We start from the raw sequence: 15,635 nt of genomic DNA, 5'->3' as shown, positions 1-15,635 counted from the left end.
CCGCCGTTCCGGAAAATGACGTTCAAAGGCTAATACTTTTGGAGTCTTGCCAAGTGAATGCATTTCGTTACGGTCAGACACTAGATCGACATCCCGGCGCGCAAGCGCCCCTCGAAAAAGGATGTGCGGTCGCTTTGGGAGGAGAAAATATGTCAAATAAACCAAGCCTTAACAGGCGTTCATTTCTGACGAAGTCAGCTCTGGCCGGGGGGGCAGCAGCGGGGAGCATGCTGGCCGCACCGGCGGTTCTGGCGCAGGCACCCATCGTCATCAAGATGCAGACCTCGTGGAATGACGCCAATATCTGGCAGGAATTCGCACGTGATTACGCAACCCGCGTGGAGGAGATGTCGGGTGGTCGTCTGAAGGTGGATGTGCTGCCCGCTGGCGCTGTGGTTGCGGCGTTCCAGGTGCTGGATGCGGTCAACGACGGCCTGATCGACGCGGCGCATTCCGTGCCCGTCTACTGGTATGGCAAGAACAAGGCCGCGTCGCTCTTTGGCACCGGGCCGGTTTTCGGCGGTTCCGCAACAACCATGCTGTCTTGGTTCTACGAAGGCGGCGGCAAAGAGCTATACGACGAACTTACCCAGGACATCATGGGCCTCGACATCGTCGGCTACATGGGCTTCCCGATGTTCGCGCAGCCCTTTGGCTGGTTCAAGGGTGAGGTCAATTCCGTCAGCGACCTGCAAGGGTTCAAGTACCGGACCGTCGGCCTGGCCGCAGACCTGATGGCCAAGCTCGGGATGTCCGTGGCGCAGTTGCCCGGCGGCGAAATCGTCCCGGCGATGGAACGCGGCGTTATCGATGCGTTTGAATTCAACAACCCGTCCTCGGACAAGGACTTCGGCGCTCAGGACGTGGCCAAGAACTATTACCTGTCGTCCTACCACCAGGCGTCCGAAAGCTTTGAGTTCCTGTTCTCGCGGACCTTCCTCGAAGATCTTGACCCGGATCTTCAGGCGATCCTGAAATACGCGGTCGAAGCGGCCTCAACCGCCAACACCGCAAAGGCGATGGACCGCTATTCGGCGGATCTTCAGTTCCTGCAGAACGATGCGGGCGTCACCGTGCACCGGACCTCGAAAGAGATCCTCGATGCGCAGCTCAAGGCATGGGACGAACTGATCCCCGAACTCGAAACCGATCCGTTCATGAAAAAGACACTCGACAGCCAGCGCGACTGGGTCAGCCGCGTGTCTTATTATGAACTGATGAACTCCCCGGATTACGGTCTGGCTTACGACCACTATTTCCCGGGCAAGATCAAACTCTGACACGGCCTGTTGATTGGTGAAACACACGGCCTCGGCACCTTGTGTGCCGGGGTCTCTGCGCGAGGCAAAGGGTCTTCATGGTTTCTTTCATTCGGTTCGCCGACAATCTTTCCGCATGGTTCGGCAAGGCCTTTGCCTGGCTGATCCTGCTCATGTCGCTGGGTACGGGCTACGAGGTTTTCGTGCGATACGTACTCAACAGCCCCACTGCCTGGGCGCTCGACGTGTCCTTTATCATGTATGGCACGCTGTTCATGATGGGCGGCGCCTACACCCTGTCCCGGGGCGGTCACGTGAGGGGGGACTTCCTCTATCGCCTGCTGCAGCCCAGAACGCAGGCCAAGATCGATATCGTCCTCTATCTGCTGTTCTTCTTTCCGGGCGTCACGGCGCTGATCCTCGCCGGTTGGAAATACGCGGCACGATCCTGGCAATACGGTGAAGTCTCGGTCAACAGCCCCGCAGGCGTACCGATCTACCAGTTCAAGACGGTGATCGTCGTCGCGGGAATCCTGCTGTTCATTCAAGGCATTGCGCAGGTCTGCCGATGCATACTCGCCATGCGCGATAATTACTGGCTCGAAGCGGAAGAGGATGTGTTCGAAACCGAAGACCTCATGATGCGCGAAGCCAACAAGGCCGAAAAGGGCCATCTGACATGACCGACCCTCAAATCGCCCTGATGATGCTTGGGCTTTTTATCGTTTTCGTTTTTCTCGGCTTTCCCATCGCTTTCACCCTGATGGCCATGGGCATCGGCTTTGGCTACTATGCTTATTTCGACGCGCGCCGGATGTGGCGCAGCTTTGACCGGCTGGACGAAACCACCGGCCAGTGGGAGCAATGGTCGACCTGGGCAGAAGGTTTCTTCAATAATCGAATATTCGACCTCTTCGTGAACCAGACCTTTACGGTGATGTCGAACGAAGTGCTGACAGCCGTGCCGCTGTTCCTCTTCATGGGATACATCGTGGAACGGTCAAATATCGTCGACCGGCTGTTCACCACATTGAACATCGCTTCTAAGAATATTCCCGGCTCGATGGGGGTTGCGGCGCTCATCACCTGCGCGCTCTTCGCGACAGCTACCGGGATAGTCGGTGCGGTTGTGACCCTTATGGGCCTGCTGGCGCTGCCCGCCATGCTCAAGGCGCGCTACAACCCTTCCTTCGCGTCGGGCATCATCTGTGCAGGCGGTACGCTTGGTATCCTTATCCCGCCCTCGATCATGCTGATCGTCTACGCAGCCGCGACCAATGTCTCCATCGTCCGGCTCTACGCGGCGGCGCTCTTTCCCGGTCTCACTCTCGTTGGTCTCTACCTGATCTACATCGTCGGCCGGTCGATCCTGCAACCGTCCTCAGCACCACGTCCCACCGATGACGAAGTGCCCGATATGCCGATGGGCAAGCTGCTGCTGATGATCGTCACGTCTTTCGTGCCGCTCGCCTTCCTGATCTTTGCGGTTCTCGGTTCGATCCTCTTCGGCTTGGCCACCCCGACCGAGGCTGCCTCCATCGGGGCACTCGGCGGCATCTTCCTCGCCTTCATCTACCGGGCGATGACATGGCAGCGCATGCGTGAAAGCGTCTACCTCACCGTGCGCACGACTGCGATGGTATGCTGGCTCTTCGTCGGCTCCTACACCTTCTCGGCGGTGTTCTCCTACCTCGGGGGTGAACATGTCATCTCGGAATTCGTCCAGTCGATGAACCTTTCCCCTATCATGTTCCTGATCCTTGCGCAGCTTATCATTTTCCTGCTCGGCTGGCCGCTCGAATGGTCCGAGATCATCATCATCTTCGTGCCGATCTTCCTGCCCTTGCTCGCGGTATTCGAGATTGATCCGCTGTTTTTCGGCATTCTCGTGGCACTGAACCTGCAGACCAGTTTCCTGACGCCCCCAATGGCCATGTCGGCCTATTACCTCAAGGGCATCGCACCGCCCGAGGTGCGCCTGACCCAGATCTTTGCCGGGGTCATGCCGTTCCTCTTCTGCGTTATCCTGTCGATGGTGCTGATGTATGTCTTCCCGTCGATCGTCTTCTACCTGCCGGATCTGTTCTATGGGCGCTGAAGCAAGACAAAAGGAAACCCGGATCGAGGCCCATGGCGTGACGCTCCTGCGCGACCGTCTCGCCTCGGGCGCGCTCGACGCGCTCGCGCTGGTCGAGTCCTATATCGCAAGGATCGAGGCGCGCGAGCCCGAGGTCGGCGCATGGGCATGGTTCGATCCCGACTTCGTGCGAAGTCAGGCACGCGCTTTGGATGCGCACCGACGGGCAGGGCGTCCGCTTGGCCGTCTCCACGGATTGCCGGTGGGCCTCAAGGATATCATCGATACTGCCCGCATCCCCACGGAAAACGGCTGTACGATGGACGCAGGCCGGGTGCCGCTCAAGGACGCCTACGTGGTCGAACGGCTCAAGAAAGAGGGCGCGATCATCATGGGCAAGACGGTAACCACCGAACTTGCGTTCATGCATCCGGGCAAGACCGCGAATCCTCACAACACGGCCCATACGCCCGGCGGTTCCTCGCAGGGCTCGGCGGCAGCCGTCGCGGATGGCATGGTCCCGTTGGCCATCGGCACCCAGACTGGCGGTTCCGTCATCAGACCGGCGTCCTTCTGTGGCGTGACGGGCTACAAACCCAGCTTTGGCGCCATCCCGCGTCGCGGTATCCTGACCCAATCCCCGTCCTTGGATACGGTCGGCGTTTTCGCCAGCGATCCCGCCGGGGCGGCGCTGCTGGCCGAGGTTCTTTTGGGTCACGACCAGGAAGACCCGGCATCCCACTTCGAACCGGCGCCGGCGCTCGCCGCTGCCGCCGCGACCAAGCCGAGGCTGAAACCTGTCTTTGGCTTCGTCCGCCCGCCGGGCTGGGAAAACGCCGACGATCAGCTAAAGGAAGCTTTTGGCGAACTGCTCGAGGCACTGGGCGAGCAGGTTTTCGAGTTGCCCTTGCCGGGCGTGTTCGACACGGCCAGTGAAAAGCGGTCCGTCATCAACATGGCCGAAATGTCCTATCACTATTACCGGTACGGTCGCGACGGGGCGGACCAGATTTCGGACGTGACACGCGAGGCGATAGAGCAGGGCAACGCGACCCTCGCCCGCGACTACCTTTCGGCTCTCGACTACCCGAAAGTTCTGAATGCTGCTCTGGGCGAGATCTTCACGCGTTGCGACGCGATCCTGTGTCCGTCTGCACCCGGCCCCGCGCCCAAAGGGCTGAACACAACAGGCGATCCCATCTTCAACGGGCTTTGGACACTTTGCGGCGTGCCCTGCATCAACCTGCCGCTGCTGACCTCGCAAGAAGGCCTGCCCATGGGCGTGCAGCTTGTCGGCGCGCGTGGGGACGACGCCCGCCTGATGCGCCATGCACAATGGCTATTCGATTGGTGCGCCCAAGACGCATCGGAAGGAGTTTGAAATGAACCGTTGGCTGGCGCTTATCGCCTTTCTCACCCTGACGGCCTTTCTGGCTATTCTCGCTTTCGAGGTACCAAGCCCAGACCTCATCATCGTGGTCCTCGTGACGCTGGCCTTCGTGGCCTATGACTTCTTCACCTCCAGCAAGAACAAAAAGTCCTGACATATGTCGAAACCTGTCATCTGGATCACCAGAACCCTGTCCGACGCGACGCTTGAACGGGCGCAGCGCGACTATGACGTCATCTGGGACGAAGCTGACCGTCCCGGAACGGCAGAAGACATCATCAGGATAAGCGCCAAAGTCGACGGCATGATCCCCTGTCATTCCGAGCATTTCTCGGCGGACGTCGTCGCCAAGCTGGACCCGCGGCTCAAGATCGTCGCCAACCATTCCGTCGGCGTGGATCATTGCGATCTCCCGGCGCTCAAGGACAAGGGGATCGTTGTAACAAACACGCCCGGCGTTCTGTCGGATGCCACCGCCGAGCTTGCCATGATGCTGATGCTGGCCGCAGCGCGAAATGCGGTGGCCGGAGACAGGGTCGTGCGTTCCGGTAACTGGGACTTCTGGTCGCCCGCCTTTATGGTCGGCAAGCAGGTGACCGGCGCGCGGCTCGGTATCATCGGCATGGGCGGGGTAGGCCGTGCCTTTGCCCGAAAGGCCCGCGGTTTTGACATGGAGATCCACTACCACAACCGCTCCCGCCTATCGTCCGAAGACGAGGCAGGTGCGACTTACCACGAAGATCTCGAAAGCCTGCTCGCGATCTCCGATTTTCTCTCCCTGCATTCTCCTGCGACGCCACAGACCACTGGCATCATCAATGCCGACACGCTGGCGCAGATGCCAAAGGGTAGCGTCCTTGTGAACACCGCGCGCGGCTCGCTTGTCGATGAGGCGGCATTGTTGGAAGCAATCGACAGCGGCCAGCTTGCCGCCGCTGGTCTCGACTGTTTTGTCACCGAACCCGGCGGGAACCCTGATTTCTCATCGCGGGACAATATCGTGATGATGCCCCATGTCGGCAGCGCGACGGTCAGCACTCGAGACGCCATGGGGTTCAAGGCACTGGACAATCTCGATGCGTTCTTCCGGGGTGACACTCCGCCGGATCAACTCTAGAAACCCGGGCTTACAATTGGCATCACCTCCGGGCATGACGTCGCCCCGTCGCTAGTGTTCTTCCAGAACGATTGCCGCGTGATAGGCCGGGTCCCCATAGGCCGCCATCTGCATGAGCGTTTCCCGCGCGATGGGGATCTCGTCCACGTCGGCAACCGTTTCGCCATCGTCCGGCTCGGCCCAAGGATCGTTGACTAGAAAGATGCCATCCTGCTCTGCATGGACGAGGATCCAATGCGGGGCGTGGTGATCATGAGTATGGCACTGGTCGATCAGTAAAAGTACCTGCGCCCCTTTGCCAACCACTTCTGACAGGGTCTGCTCAGTCATTGCCGTGTCCAGAACCAGCAGGGTCTCCTGCGCTTTTTCGCGAAACTCTGCCTGCACAAAGCGCATCAGATCCTTTTTCTCGTCCGTGTTGGCCCGGTCCAGCAGCACAGCCTCACCTGCATCGAACCATAGCGTAACATCGAACCCACGGCGCGCGGCGGCAAGGGCCAGCCCATAGGGATCGCAACCGCCCGGGCCGGTCAGACCGATCATTGTCGTGGCTTCTCGCCAGATCTCAACTTCAAGGCTGCGGTTCACATCGGCGGTCAAGGCCATCGCAAGCGAGACGGGTCCGCAGGTGAACCCTGTCGTCTGGGTGAACTGACCGGTGTCATGCGCGCTATCAATGGCCGTGCCAAGCCAACGCTGCGCATAGCCGCGGCCTGTGTCCGCCAGCGCCAGCGCGTCAATCGCACCGGTCAGCTCCGTGGCCGCGCGGATCAGGATGGCACCCCGATCCTTCGCCAAGGTTTCAACAGCCTGTGCCATTTCCTCTGCATCCGCCCGGTCGCATTCCCAGCCGATGATCATCACCATTGCAGCGGTACGCCGCTGCCGCATAACCGCGTAGCCGCGCGGGCTCGTGGGATCACCGATGCCCACGGCAAAGATATGCGCCGCCTCCGGTCGCGGGGAAGGGAATGCCCCGGCAGGCAAAGCTTCGGGGGACATATCAAAAGCGGAGTGTGGGAAATCTTCGGGCATCAGGCAACCTCGGTCGCTAGGTGGGCAAGGCAATCCCCGGGTTGAACCAGCCCGGGATGGCGCAGGCAAAACACGGTGCCTTCGCGGTGAAAACGCTGTTCCTGCGGCGCGTCGGCCAGATCGTCGGTACTCCAGACCGTGCCGCAGAGCGCGCCGCCATCGATCTTGTCGCCAAGGTCAACCGCAGGTTCGAACACACCGGCTCGGGTCGCGTAGACATAGTAGTCGCGCCCGGCGATGCGGTATTCGACCGCTGCGGGCAGGTCGGGCACCGGTTCCTCGATAATGCCCCAATGGGCCAGCAGCCGCCGCAACCCGCGCTCGACAAGATGCACGCCACTGCGCGACACCGATCCGCCGCCGCCGAACTCTCCGCCAAGCGACACGACCTTCTGCCGGTTGGCTTCCGATGTGGACAGTCTCGGGTCCGGCGAATAATCCCAGATCACGATCCGCTCCGCCCCAAAGGCCCGCGCTGCACCAAGCGCGGTATCGTCCAGCTCGCGCACGCCGCTGCGACGGGTCGACACGAATGGCAGGTATTGCAGCGAAGAACCGCCCGCATGGGTGTCATGGTAGTAATCGGCCATCGGCAGCAACACGCTCGAGACATAATGCGCGATGATCGCGGTCGGCCCGCCCGCCGGATCGCCGGGGTAGGAGCGGTTGAGATTGCCGCCATCTTCGGGCGAGGTCCGCAGGCCGGCGCGAAAGGCGGGGGCGTTCAGCATCGGAATGGCGATGATCCGGCCCTTTATCTGCTCTGGCGACAGCGAACTCAGCAGACGCCGGATCGCAACCGGGCCTTCATATTCGTCCCCATGGGTGCCACCGGTCAGCAGAACCGTCGGTCCCTGACCGTTGGACATGACCGCAACAGGAATGGTCAGAACGCCATAGGCCGAACGATGGACCGAATGCGGCAGGCAGAGATCACCGGTCTGATATCCTTCGGCCTCGAAATCTACGGTTGCCCAGATCGGGTTGGTCAATTGATGGTCTCCTCAAGGGGGTGCGTGCGGCGCGCAGCCGCCAAACGGTAAAGATCGAGCGCGGCCCGCATGCGTTCCGGCGGTGTGGTCTGGCGCGCCGCATAGTCGGGCAGGCTGTCTATATGCCAGCAGGCGGCGGCGTGGCCGGTCGCCTCCAGCGGGGGCTGCGCAGCGGCGCAACGCTCGGTCGCGTGGGGGCACCGGCTTCGGAACGTGCAGCCCGAGGGCAGGGCAAGCGGGCTTGGGATCTCGCCCTCAAGCTCAAGCCGTTTCGCGCCCGTGCCGGGAAGGGGTTCCGGCGTTGCCGAGATCAGCGCGCGGGTATAGGGGTGCAGCGGATTGGCAAAAACCTGTTGCGCCTCGCCCTGTTCTACGATCCGCCCCAGATACATGACAGCCAGACGGTGCGAGATATGGCGGACAAGCGACAGCCCGTGCGAGATGAACAAAAGACTGATGCCGGTCTCTTTCTGGATGTCCTGCAGTAGGTTGGCGATCTGCGCCTGAACCGATACATCCAGCGCCGACACCGCCTCGTCACAGACGATCAGCTCCGGTTCGGTTGCCAGCGCCCGTGCCAGCGCGACCCGCTGCCGCTGCCCGCCGGACAGCTCATGGGGAAACCGCTCCGCAAGCGCGCCGCGCAACCCTACCAGCCGCATCAACTCCTGCACCCGTTGCGGCGCATCGCGACGGCTTATCAACCCGTGCAGCGTTGCCGGTTCGGCAATCAGCGCGCCCACCGACATTTTCGGATTCAGCGACCCGAACGGGTCCTGAAACACGATCTGTATCTGGCGCGCCCGGGCCTTGCCCTTCAGCGCCGGTTTACCGTTGATCAGGATCTCGCCCGAACTCGGGCTTTGCAGCCCGGCCACGATCCGGCCCAGCGTGGACTTGCCACAGCCGGATTCTCCGACCAGCGACAGTGTCTCGCCGCGCGCGATCTCAAGGTCGATCCCGTCAAGCGCCCGCAACACCCGACGTCCGCCAAATAACCCGCCGCGCAGGTGAAAATCTCGGGTAATCTGCTTAAGCGTCAAAAGCGTCATGCCTGCCCCCCAAGCGTTTCCAGAAGCGGCGCGAAATGGCAGGCCGAGCGGCGACCCCGGTCAAGCGCCCGCAACCCCGGTCTTTCCTCGACGCAACGCGCCTGTGCAAAGGGACAGCGCGGGTGGAAATGGCATCCGCTCGGCATGCGCCGCAGGTCGGGCACTGTCCCGCTGATCGGCAGCATCGGCGCGCCCCGCTGGTTCAGCTGCGGCATCGAGCCGAGCAAACCGAGCGTATAGGGGTGCTCGGGACTGGTGAACAAATCGCTTGCCCGCGCGGTCTCGACCATGCGCCCCGCATAAAGAACCGCCACGCGGTCGGCCATCTCGGCCACCACGCCCATGTCATGTGTTATGAATATCGTCGCCGTGCCAGTTTCGCGGCCAAGGTCCCGGATCAGGTCAAGGATCTGCGCCTGAACCGTCACGTCCAGCGCCGTTGTCGGTTCATCCGCGATCAACAACCGGGGCCGGTGGATCAGGGCCATCGCGATCAGCGCCCGCTGTCTCATGCCGCCCGAAAGCTCGTGGGGATAGGCACGCGCCCTTATCTCGGGCGAGGGTATCCCGGTCGCGGCGAGCGCTTCGACCGCGCGAGTCTTTGCCGTGGCCTTGGGCATCGGCTCATGCAGCAGGATCGCTTCGACAAGCTGATCGCCGATGCGTTTCACCGGGTTCAGCGCGGTCGATGGCTCCTGAAAGATCATCGCCATTTCCTTGCCGCGCATGTCGCGCCGGGCGGTCTTGTCCAGCCCGGCCAGATCGCGCCCGTCATAGCGCATATGCCCAACGCTGACCTTTGCCGTTGGTGGCAGCAGCCCCATGATCGCAAGGGACAGAACCGACTTGCCGGATCCGCTTTCCCCGACCACCGCAAGGGTTTCGCCCGGATGGATCGAAAGGCTTACATCGTCGAGCGCCAGCAGCGGCCCGCTGTCGGTGGAAAAACTGACTGACAGGTTCTCGACCGAGAAAAGCGGCGCCGCGACACCCGCCTGTTTCGAAATCGTCATCTGTTTCATACCGATCTCCGGTCGCCCGCATCGCGCAGCGCATCGCCCAGAAGGTTAAAGGACAACACGATCACGAAGATCATCACCGAGGCCGCCGTCGACACATGCGGCGCAAGGAACAGAAACGAACGCCCCTCGGCGGCGATAGAGCCAAGCTCCGCCGTCGGCGGTTGCAGCCCCAGCCCGAGAAACCCGAGCGTTGCGGCCAGCAATACCGCGTCGCCAAAGGCCAGCGTCGTATAGGTGAGGATCGGCGGATAGGCATTGGCCAGAAGATACCCGCTCAGCAGCCGCCGGTCGGGCAGGCCGATGGCGCGACCGCTGTCCATGTAATCCTGAGCCATGATCGACAGCGCCGCGCCCCGTGAAATCCGCGCGATGCCGGGCATCACCGACAGCCCCACGGCAAAAATCAGACTATCAAGCCCGGGGCCAAGCATTGCTGCCAGCGACAGGCCGAACAGGATCGACGGAAACGAAAGAAAAACGTCGATGATCCGCATCAGCACGGAATCCAGCCGCCGGTAAAAGGCAGCGCACAACCCGATCGTACCGCCAAGCAGCGCCCCGAACCCGGTGCCGACAAGACCGATCAAAAGCGTGGTGCGCGCGCCGTACAGCAGCCGCGTCAGCAGATCGCGCCCCTGACTGTCGGTCCCGAGGATATGACCGTCGCCCGGTGGTTTCAGCCGCGCGCGGATGTTGGTCTCGTAGGGGTCGAAAGGTGTCAAAGCGGGCGCAAGGATGGCAGCCAGCGTGATCAGCACCAGCACGCCAAGCGCCAGCGTCATCATCGGGTTGCGACGCAGCCTGCGCCAGGTACGGCCGCGCGCGGCAAAGACGGTTGCGTCGGTCATGTCTTGGCTCCGATCCGCGGGTCCGCCAATTCGTTGAATATGTCCACGGTGATGTTCACGAGGATAAAGGCCGAGGCGAGGAACACGATGGCCCCCTGCGCCATGGGATAGTCACCGGCAATGATCGACCCGACGGCCAGCCGACCGACCCCGGGCCATGAAAAGATGGTCTCGGTCACAACCGCACCGCCCAGCAGGGTGCCGATCTGAAGCCCGATCAGCGTGATGATCGGCAACAGCGCGGTGCGCAGCGCATGGTGTATGATGACCCGCGCCTCGGACGCGCCCTTGGCGCGCGCCGTGCGCACATGATCCGCGTAAAGCGATTCCGACAGGGTGGTTCGCGTCATCCGCGCAATCGGTCCGACAAGGATCAGCCCAAGCGCAATCGCGGGCAGGATGATGTGGGACAACCCGTCAATCGTCCAGAGCGGTCCGCCGCGTCCCTGAACCGGAAAGGCACGGGTGCGGGCGGCAAACTGGATCATCAGCAAACCAACCCAAAATACCGGAATGGACACACCCATCACCGACACGGCCATCACCAGCCGGTCCACGATTCCGCCCCGGCGCAGGGCGGCAAGAATACCAAGCCCCAGCGCGGTCGGCACGGCCCAGAGCATCGCAACCGCCAGCAGCTCGATGGTCGGGCCCGCCGCCCGGAGAAGCTCTCCCGATACCGAGGCGTTGTTGATCACCGACCGGCCCATGTCGCCGGAAAGCACACGTTCGATATACCAGACGAATTGCAGCAGCACCGGCTGATCAAGCCCGAGATGTCGACGGATCGCGTCGATCTCTTCCTGCGTGCCTTGGGGACCCGCGATGGCCACTGCCGGGTCCGCAGGGATCACCTGCAGCATCAGGAACCCGATCAGCAAGACTCCGGTCAGCACGATCAGCGAGGTGACGCCTCTGTGGATCAGTCGTGAGAACATCAATAACGCTCCGAAAATTGCCACGGCCCCGTGAGGGGGCCGTGGCCGTGAGTGGTGGTCGTCATTGCAGTTCGAGGTTCAGGCCGGTCCCAAAGGCCGCACCCGAGATGCCCGCAGGTTCGAACGGAACCAGTCGCGGACCGATGGCAACCGTGGGCTTTTCAAGCAAAAGCGGTTTCCAAAGGATTGCCTCGTGCAGATGCTTGCCAAGCGCCATGAACGCCTCGGCGCGCGCGTCCGCGTTGACCGCGCTGTTGCCCGCTTCAAGCAGACGGTCGGTCTCTTCGTCTTCCCACATCATCCGGTTGGGCGAGGGCACCGAGGACGAGGCGAAATAGAGGTTCAGCGCGTCACCGGCGTTCAGATAGGGGTAGTCCATCTGGTAAAGATCATAGGTCTGCTCGCGCAGCTTCGCCCAGATCGCGGTCGAGTCATACAGTTCGACATTCAGATTGATCCCGGCCTTGCGCAGATCGCCCTGGACGGTTTCCGCCTGCTCGCGCGAGGTGTTGAACCCGTAATAGGTCAGCGTGAGCGGAGTGCCGTCCTTTTGCCAGAACCCGTCGTCGCCTTTGGTGAACCCGGCTTCGGTCAACAACGTTTCGGTCTTGGCAGGGTCATAGGCGAAAGGCGTTGTGTCGATGCTCGGGTCGTAATCCAGCGCTTCCTCGGCATAATAACTTTCGGTCGGTTCGACCGTGCCGAAAAAGATCGCATCGGCGATGGCCGACTGGTCGATGGCATGGCTGACCGCTTCACGCACGCGGATGTCCTTCATGAAATCGCGGGTGACTTTCATGCCAAGGTAATGGGTGCGGAAGGCCGCTTCGGGTTGCAGCAGGGTCACCGACGGGTCGGCCTCGAACTGGGCAATCGACCATGCCGGCAGGGAATAGGATGCGTCGATCTCTCCGGCCTGAAGGCTTGCGGCCAGCGTGGCCTCTTCGGGCACGATCTTCCAGACGACCTTGTCCACTTTCGCAGGTCCGGTATTGCCAAGCGCCGGGCTGCCCCAGCTGTACCCTTCATGCGCGCTCAGAACGACGCTGTCATTCGGGTTCCAGCTTTCAAAGCAGAACGGACCGGTGCCATTAAACGCCGTCACACCGAAATCATCGCCAAGGCTCTCCGCCTGTTCCGGGTCGATGATGATAAAGTTGAACTGCGCCATCTGGTACAACAGCCCGGAACTCGGCGCCTTGAGTTTGTAGACCACGGTCAGGTCATCGGGCGTGGTGACGCTGTCGACAATGCCCGCCTTCCACGTACTGACATAAGGACCGTCGGGCGTCAGCCAGCGTTCCATGCTGCCGACCACATCCTGCGCGGTGAATGCCCTGCCGTCGCAAAAGGTGACGCCGTCTTTAAGGTGAAACGTATAGGTCAGCCCGTCTTCCGAGATGTCCCAGCTTTCCGCTAGCGCAGGCTCGACCGTTTTCAGATCCGAGCTGAGCGTGACCAGCGTGTCGCCGATCATGTAAAGCACTTCGGCCGCGGCAAGCGCCGACGAGCGTTGCGGGTCATAGCGATCCGCATCCGAGGTGCGGCCAATGGTAACGGTTCCGGCATCCTGCGCGGCGGCAGCGCTGGCGCAGGCAATCGCGGCGGCGCTGGCAAAACCGGCAAGGCGGAAGGCGATACCCGGAAACGGGCGTTGGTCAGTCATTTTGGGTGCTCCTGTTGGGGCTATAGGGCGAATATCCTTGCCCTTTTTCCAGTCCCGCAGGTCATGAACGATTCGCGGGGCGTTTCGGATCAGGGCTTTGTTGTGCGGATTACGCTACGCTCATGCTGCATTGCGGCCAAACGATGATTCTGCGTGGATTCATTCCCCTGGGGAATGACCTTCAGGCGTGCCTGTTCCACCCCGCGGCTTCCACAAGGATCCATTCCCGGAACGCGGTCAGCGTGGACAGGTGGCGCTTTTTCTCAGGATGCACGAGGTAATAGGAACCGGCGTTGCGCATGCTTCGTACAAACGGGCGGTCCAGTTCCCCGGCATTGATATGCTCCTGCGCCATGAAACTCGGGATCAGCCCGACCCCCAGCCCATAGCGAGCGCCGCGAATGATCATGTCAAAGGTCTCGAACCGGCTGCCCCGAAAGGCATTTGCGCTGTTCAGCTCGCCCTGTTCCAACCAGTGCTGCCAGTCACGCGGGCGGGCGCGGTGATGCAGCAGCGGCAACATCTCGAGCGCCGCCACATCTTCCGGATCGATCAGGCCCGGACGGCAGACGGGAATCATGTCTTCGCCGAACAACAGATCCGACGGCCCGCCGGGCCAGGGGGCCTCCGCATAGAATATCGCGGCATCGATATTTTCCTGCACCATGTCAAACGGCCATTGGCGCGAGGTGACGTTCAGCGAGATTTCAGGGTGCTGCTTGGTAAAGCCGACGATGCGCGGCAACAGCCAGTGGTTGCCGAATGACGGCAGGGTCGCGATGTTCAGCGACAGACCACCGGGCCGGAAAGCCAGCGTCTCCATCGTCGCTTCTTCCATGATTTCTAGCGCTTCCCGGACACGGCTAAGGTAATGCTGCCCCGCCTCGGTCAGAACGATCCGTTGCCGAACCCGCTCGAAAAGTCGCGTGCCAAGCCAGTCCTCGAGCGCGGCGATGCGCTTGGACACGGCGGACTGGCTCATGTTCAGCTCTTCCGCCGCGCGGGTGAAACTCCCGTGCCGCGCCGAAGCCTCGAAAACAGTAAGCGAAGGGAGTGAGGGCAGAACACGGCGCATGGCGTTGATCTCAGGTGGTTTTATTCACCAGAGCACCAAGCCGCGCGGGCCGCAAGCGGGCTGTCACCGAATTCAAGCCAAAGCGCCTGACACAAACCACATCCGCCCTCAGAGCCAGGCACCGAAGCCAGCATCACTGCCTTTAACCGGATGAACGATCGCCCAACTCCCTGCGGTCCTTCTGCACAAGCGACGGGCTGATCCCGGTTTTCTTCCGATAGGCGGTCGCAAAGGCCGTCGCGGTTTCATATCCGGCCAGTTCGGCGGCTTTGCTGACGGGCATGCCCCGGCGCAGCGCCTCTGAGGCCTGATCGAACCGTGTCTCGCGCAGTCTTGCCAGAACCGATTGCTTATAGGCTTTCTGAAACAGCCGGCGCATCGAAGACACGCTCATGCCACCAACCGCCGCGATGGTGTCCAGCGCGGGCAGGGGGCCGGGACGGCTTGCAAAGCTCTCCATTCGCAGCAACCGGTCGCGTTCCTGCGGGCGCAACCCGTCTGTCTCAGTCAGCAGCGCCCCCAGAACATGCCGGATCACTGACATGGCAAGCGTTTCCCGTTCAATCAGGTCGAGCGCCTCCTGCGTGGGACTTGACGAGGCTCGCCCGCTGACAAAAGCACGTACACGGGCCACATCCGCAGGCGCGGCAACCCAGGAGTCAAGCCGATGCAGCTGGCCGCGCATCACTTCTGACGGATCTACCCCGCGCGCTTCCAGCCAGTCCCACGACAATATGATCGAGAGTTTTTGCATGGGCTCGCCACGCTCCAACCGCCGGCGGAATTCGGCAGGCCGTGCCAGCGCGCTCATCACGATGCGCACCGGCTCGTCCATCCGGCGTCCGAATTCCAGCACATCCGGCCCGATCATACCGCGAACATGTCCCTCCAGCACCATGTGCAGAATGACATTAGCCGGGCGTAACATACGGGTCTCGAAATCCGTCTCGACACGGGTGTTCTGGAAATTCACCGTCAGCCCCGAAGGTGTCCGCGTGCCAAACCGGCCGCCCCGCAGAACGATGTGATCTTCCGGCAGGGTCGCCCCGAAATCCTGAATCGCGGGCTGCGCATTCTGCCTGATCTGACCAACGCTGATCGGTGTCATTTAAGCCGTCCCCCAAAGAAACTGACGGTTTCAAGCATATCTCTGACCGTATCGAA

General features: G+C 61.8%; 15 protein-coding genes. 6 read left to right on the top strand and 9 right to left on the bottom strand.

Going from position 1 to position 15,635, the window contains the following annotated elements; genetic code table 11:
* The first annotated feature begins 149 nt into the window (after positions 1–149).
* From MF268_RS14185 to MF268_RS14160, 6 genes are all read left to right on the top strand, one after another.
* Entirely contained in the window at positions 150–1,280 is a 1,131-nt protein-coding gene (locus MF268_RS14185; protein ID WP_238371516.1) for a TRAP transporter substrate-binding protein, read from the top strand.
* Between the two features lie 77 nt (positions 1,281–1,357).
* Entirely contained in the window at positions 1,358–1,942 is a 585-nt protein-coding gene (locus MF268_RS14180; protein WP_238371515.1) for a TRAP transporter small permease subunit, read from the top strand.
* Positions 1,939–3,357: a TRAP transporter large permease gene (locus MF268_RS14175; protein ID WP_238371514.1), complete on the top strand. Its 1,419-nt coding sequence runs from the start codon at positions 1,939–1,941 to the stop codon at positions 3,355–3,357. The genes MF268_RS14180 and MF268_RS14175 overlap by 4 nt, the downstream gene beginning before the upstream one ends.
* A complete protein-coding gene (locus MF268_RS14170) occupies positions 3,347–4,717 on the top strand; it encodes an amidase (protein ID WP_238371513.1) in 1,371 nt (456 codons plus the stop codon). Before MF268_RS14175 ends, MF268_RS14170 begins: the two co-directional genes overlap by 11 nt.
* Position 4,718: 1 nt before the next feature.
* Positions 4,719–4,880, top strand: coding sequence for a hypothetical protein (locus tag MF268_RS14165; protein ID WP_238371512.1), 162 nt, complete (start codon positions 4,719–4,721; stop codon positions 4,878–4,880).
* A 3-nt stretch (positions 4,881–4,883) separates the two neighbouring features.
* A complete protein-coding gene (locus MF268_RS14160; protein ID WP_238371511.1) occupies positions 4,884–5,843 on the top strand; it encodes a 2-hydroxyacid dehydrogenase in 960 nt (319 codons plus the stop codon).
* 51 nt (positions 5,844–5,894) lie between these two features.
* Here MF268_RS14160 and MF268_RS14155 read toward each other — a convergent pair whose 3' ends face one another.
* From MF268_RS14155 to MF268_RS14115, 9 genes are all read right to left on the bottom strand, one after another.
* Positions 5,895–6,878: a peptidase C39 family protein gene (locus tag MF268_RS14155; RefSeq protein WP_238371510.1), complete on the bottom strand. Its 984-nt coding sequence runs from the start codon at positions 6,876–6,878 to the stop codon at positions 5,895–5,897.
* On the bottom strand, positions 6,878–7,870 hold the full coding sequence (locus MF268_RS14150) for a succinylglutamate desuccinylase/aspartoacylase family protein (protein ID WP_238371509.1): 993 nt from the start codon (positions 7,868–7,870) through the stop codon (positions 6,878–6,880). The genes MF268_RS14155 and MF268_RS14150 overlap by 1 nt, the downstream gene beginning before the upstream one ends.
* Positions 7,867–8,922, bottom strand: a complete 1,056-nt coding sequence (locus MF268_RS14145; protein WP_238371508.1) for an ABC transporter ATP-binding protein — start codon at positions 8,920–8,922, stop codon at positions 7,867–7,869. The genes MF268_RS14150 and MF268_RS14145 overlap by 4 nt, the downstream gene beginning before the upstream one ends.
* Positions 8,919–9,944 carry an ABC transporter ATP-binding protein gene (locus MF268_RS14140; RefSeq protein WP_238371507.1) on the bottom strand — a complete coding sequence of 342 codons (1,026 nt, stop codon included), beginning with the start codon at positions 9,942–9,944 and terminating at the stop codon, positions 8,919–8,921. Before MF268_RS14140 ends, MF268_RS14145 begins: the two co-directional genes overlap by 4 nt.
* Positions 9,941–10,792 (bottom strand): ABC transporter permease, encoded by an 852-nt coding sequence (locus tag MF268_RS14135; protein WP_238371506.1) that lies wholly within the window; start codon positions 10,790–10,792, stop codon positions 9,941–9,943. The genes MF268_RS14140 and MF268_RS14135 overlap by 4 nt, the downstream gene beginning before the upstream one ends.
* The gene (locus MF268_RS14130) at positions 10,789–11,730 is read right to left on the bottom strand and encodes an ABC transporter permease (RefSeq protein WP_238371505.1); all 942 of its coding nucleotides are present in this window, start codon (positions 11,728–11,730) and stop codon (positions 10,789–10,791) included. Before MF268_RS14130 ends, MF268_RS14135 begins: the two co-directional genes overlap by 4 nt.
* 61 nt (positions 11,731–11,791) lie before the next feature.
* Entirely contained in the window at positions 11,792–13,396 is a 1,605-nt protein-coding gene (locus MF268_RS14125) for an ABC transporter substrate-binding protein (RefSeq protein WP_238371504.1), read from the bottom strand.
* A 181-nt stretch (positions 13,397–13,577) separates the two neighbouring features.
* Positions 13,578–14,471: a LysR substrate-binding domain-containing protein gene (locus MF268_RS14120; protein WP_238371503.1), complete on the bottom strand. Its 894-nt coding sequence runs from the start codon at positions 14,469–14,471 to the stop codon at positions 13,578–13,580.
* A gap of 142 nt (positions 14,472–14,613) precedes the next feature.
* Complete coding sequence (locus MF268_RS14115; protein ID WP_238371502.1) at positions 14,614–15,579, bottom strand: helix-turn-helix transcriptional regulator; 966 nt, start codon at positions 15,577–15,579, stop codon at positions 14,614–14,616.
* Positions 15,580–15,635: the final 56 nt, after the last annotated feature.

The organism is Heliomarina baculiformis (assembly GCF_019966545.1).
Lineage (GTDB): Bacteria > Pseudomonadota > Alphaproteobacteria > Rhodobacterales > Rhodobacteraceae > Heliomarina > Heliomarina baculiformis.
The sequence above is the reverse complement of the archived record's forward strand: the minus strand, read 5'-3'. Positions and strand labels throughout refer to the sequence as shown.

Coding starts and splice junctions, on each gene's coding strand:
- MF268_RS14170 (WP_238371513.1), top strand. CDS start 3,347: ATGGGCGCTGAAGCAAGACAAAAGGAAACCCGGATCGAGGCCCATGGC.
- MF268_RS14175 (WP_238371514.1), top strand. CDS start 1,939: ATGACCGACCCTCAAATCGCCCTGATGATGCTTGGGCTTTTTATCGTT.
- MF268_RS14125 (WP_238371504.1), bottom strand. CDS start 13,396: ATGACTGACCAACGCCCGTTTCCGGGTATCGCCTTCCGCCTTGCCGGT.
- MF268_RS14180 (WP_238371515.1), top strand. CDS start 1,358: ATGGTTTCTTTCATTCGGTTCGCCGACAATCTTTCCGCATGGTTCGGC.
- MF268_RS14140 (WP_238371507.1), bottom strand. CDS start 9,944: ATGAAACAGATGACGATTTCGAAACAGGCGGGTGTCGCGGCGCCGCTT.
- MF268_RS14120 (WP_238371503.1), bottom strand. CDS start 14,471: ATGCGCCGTGTTCTGCCCTCACTCCCTTCGCTTACTGTTTTCGAGGCT.
- MF268_RS14130 (WP_238371505.1), bottom strand. CDS start 11,730: ATGTTCTCACGACTGATCCACAGAGGCGTCACCTCGCTGATCGTGCTG.
- MF268_RS14145 (WP_238371508.1), bottom strand. CDS start 8,922: ATGACGCTTTTGACGCTTAAGCAGATTACCCGAGATTTTCACCTGCGC.
- MF268_RS14135 (WP_238371506.1), bottom strand. CDS start 10,792: ATGACCGACGCAACCGTCTTTGCCGCGCGCGGCCGTACCTGGCGCAGG.
- MF268_RS14115 (WP_238371502.1), bottom strand. CDS start 15,579: ATGACACCGATCAGCGTTGGTCAGATCAGGCAGAATGCGCAGCCCGCG.
- MF268_RS14155 (WP_238371510.1), bottom strand. CDS start 6,878: ATGCCCGAAGATTTCCCACACTCCGCTTTTGATATGTCCCCCGAAGCT.
- MF268_RS14165 (WP_238371512.1), top strand. CDS start 4,719: ATGAACCGTTGGCTGGCGCTTATCGCCTTTCTCACCCTGACGGCCTTT.
- MF268_RS14160 (WP_238371511.1), top strand. CDS start 4,884: ATGTCGAAACCTGTCATCTGGATCACCAGAACCCTGTCCGACGCGACG.
- MF268_RS14185 (WP_238371516.1), top strand. CDS start 150: ATGTCAAATAAACCAAGCCTTAACAGGCGTTCATTTCTGACGAAGTCA.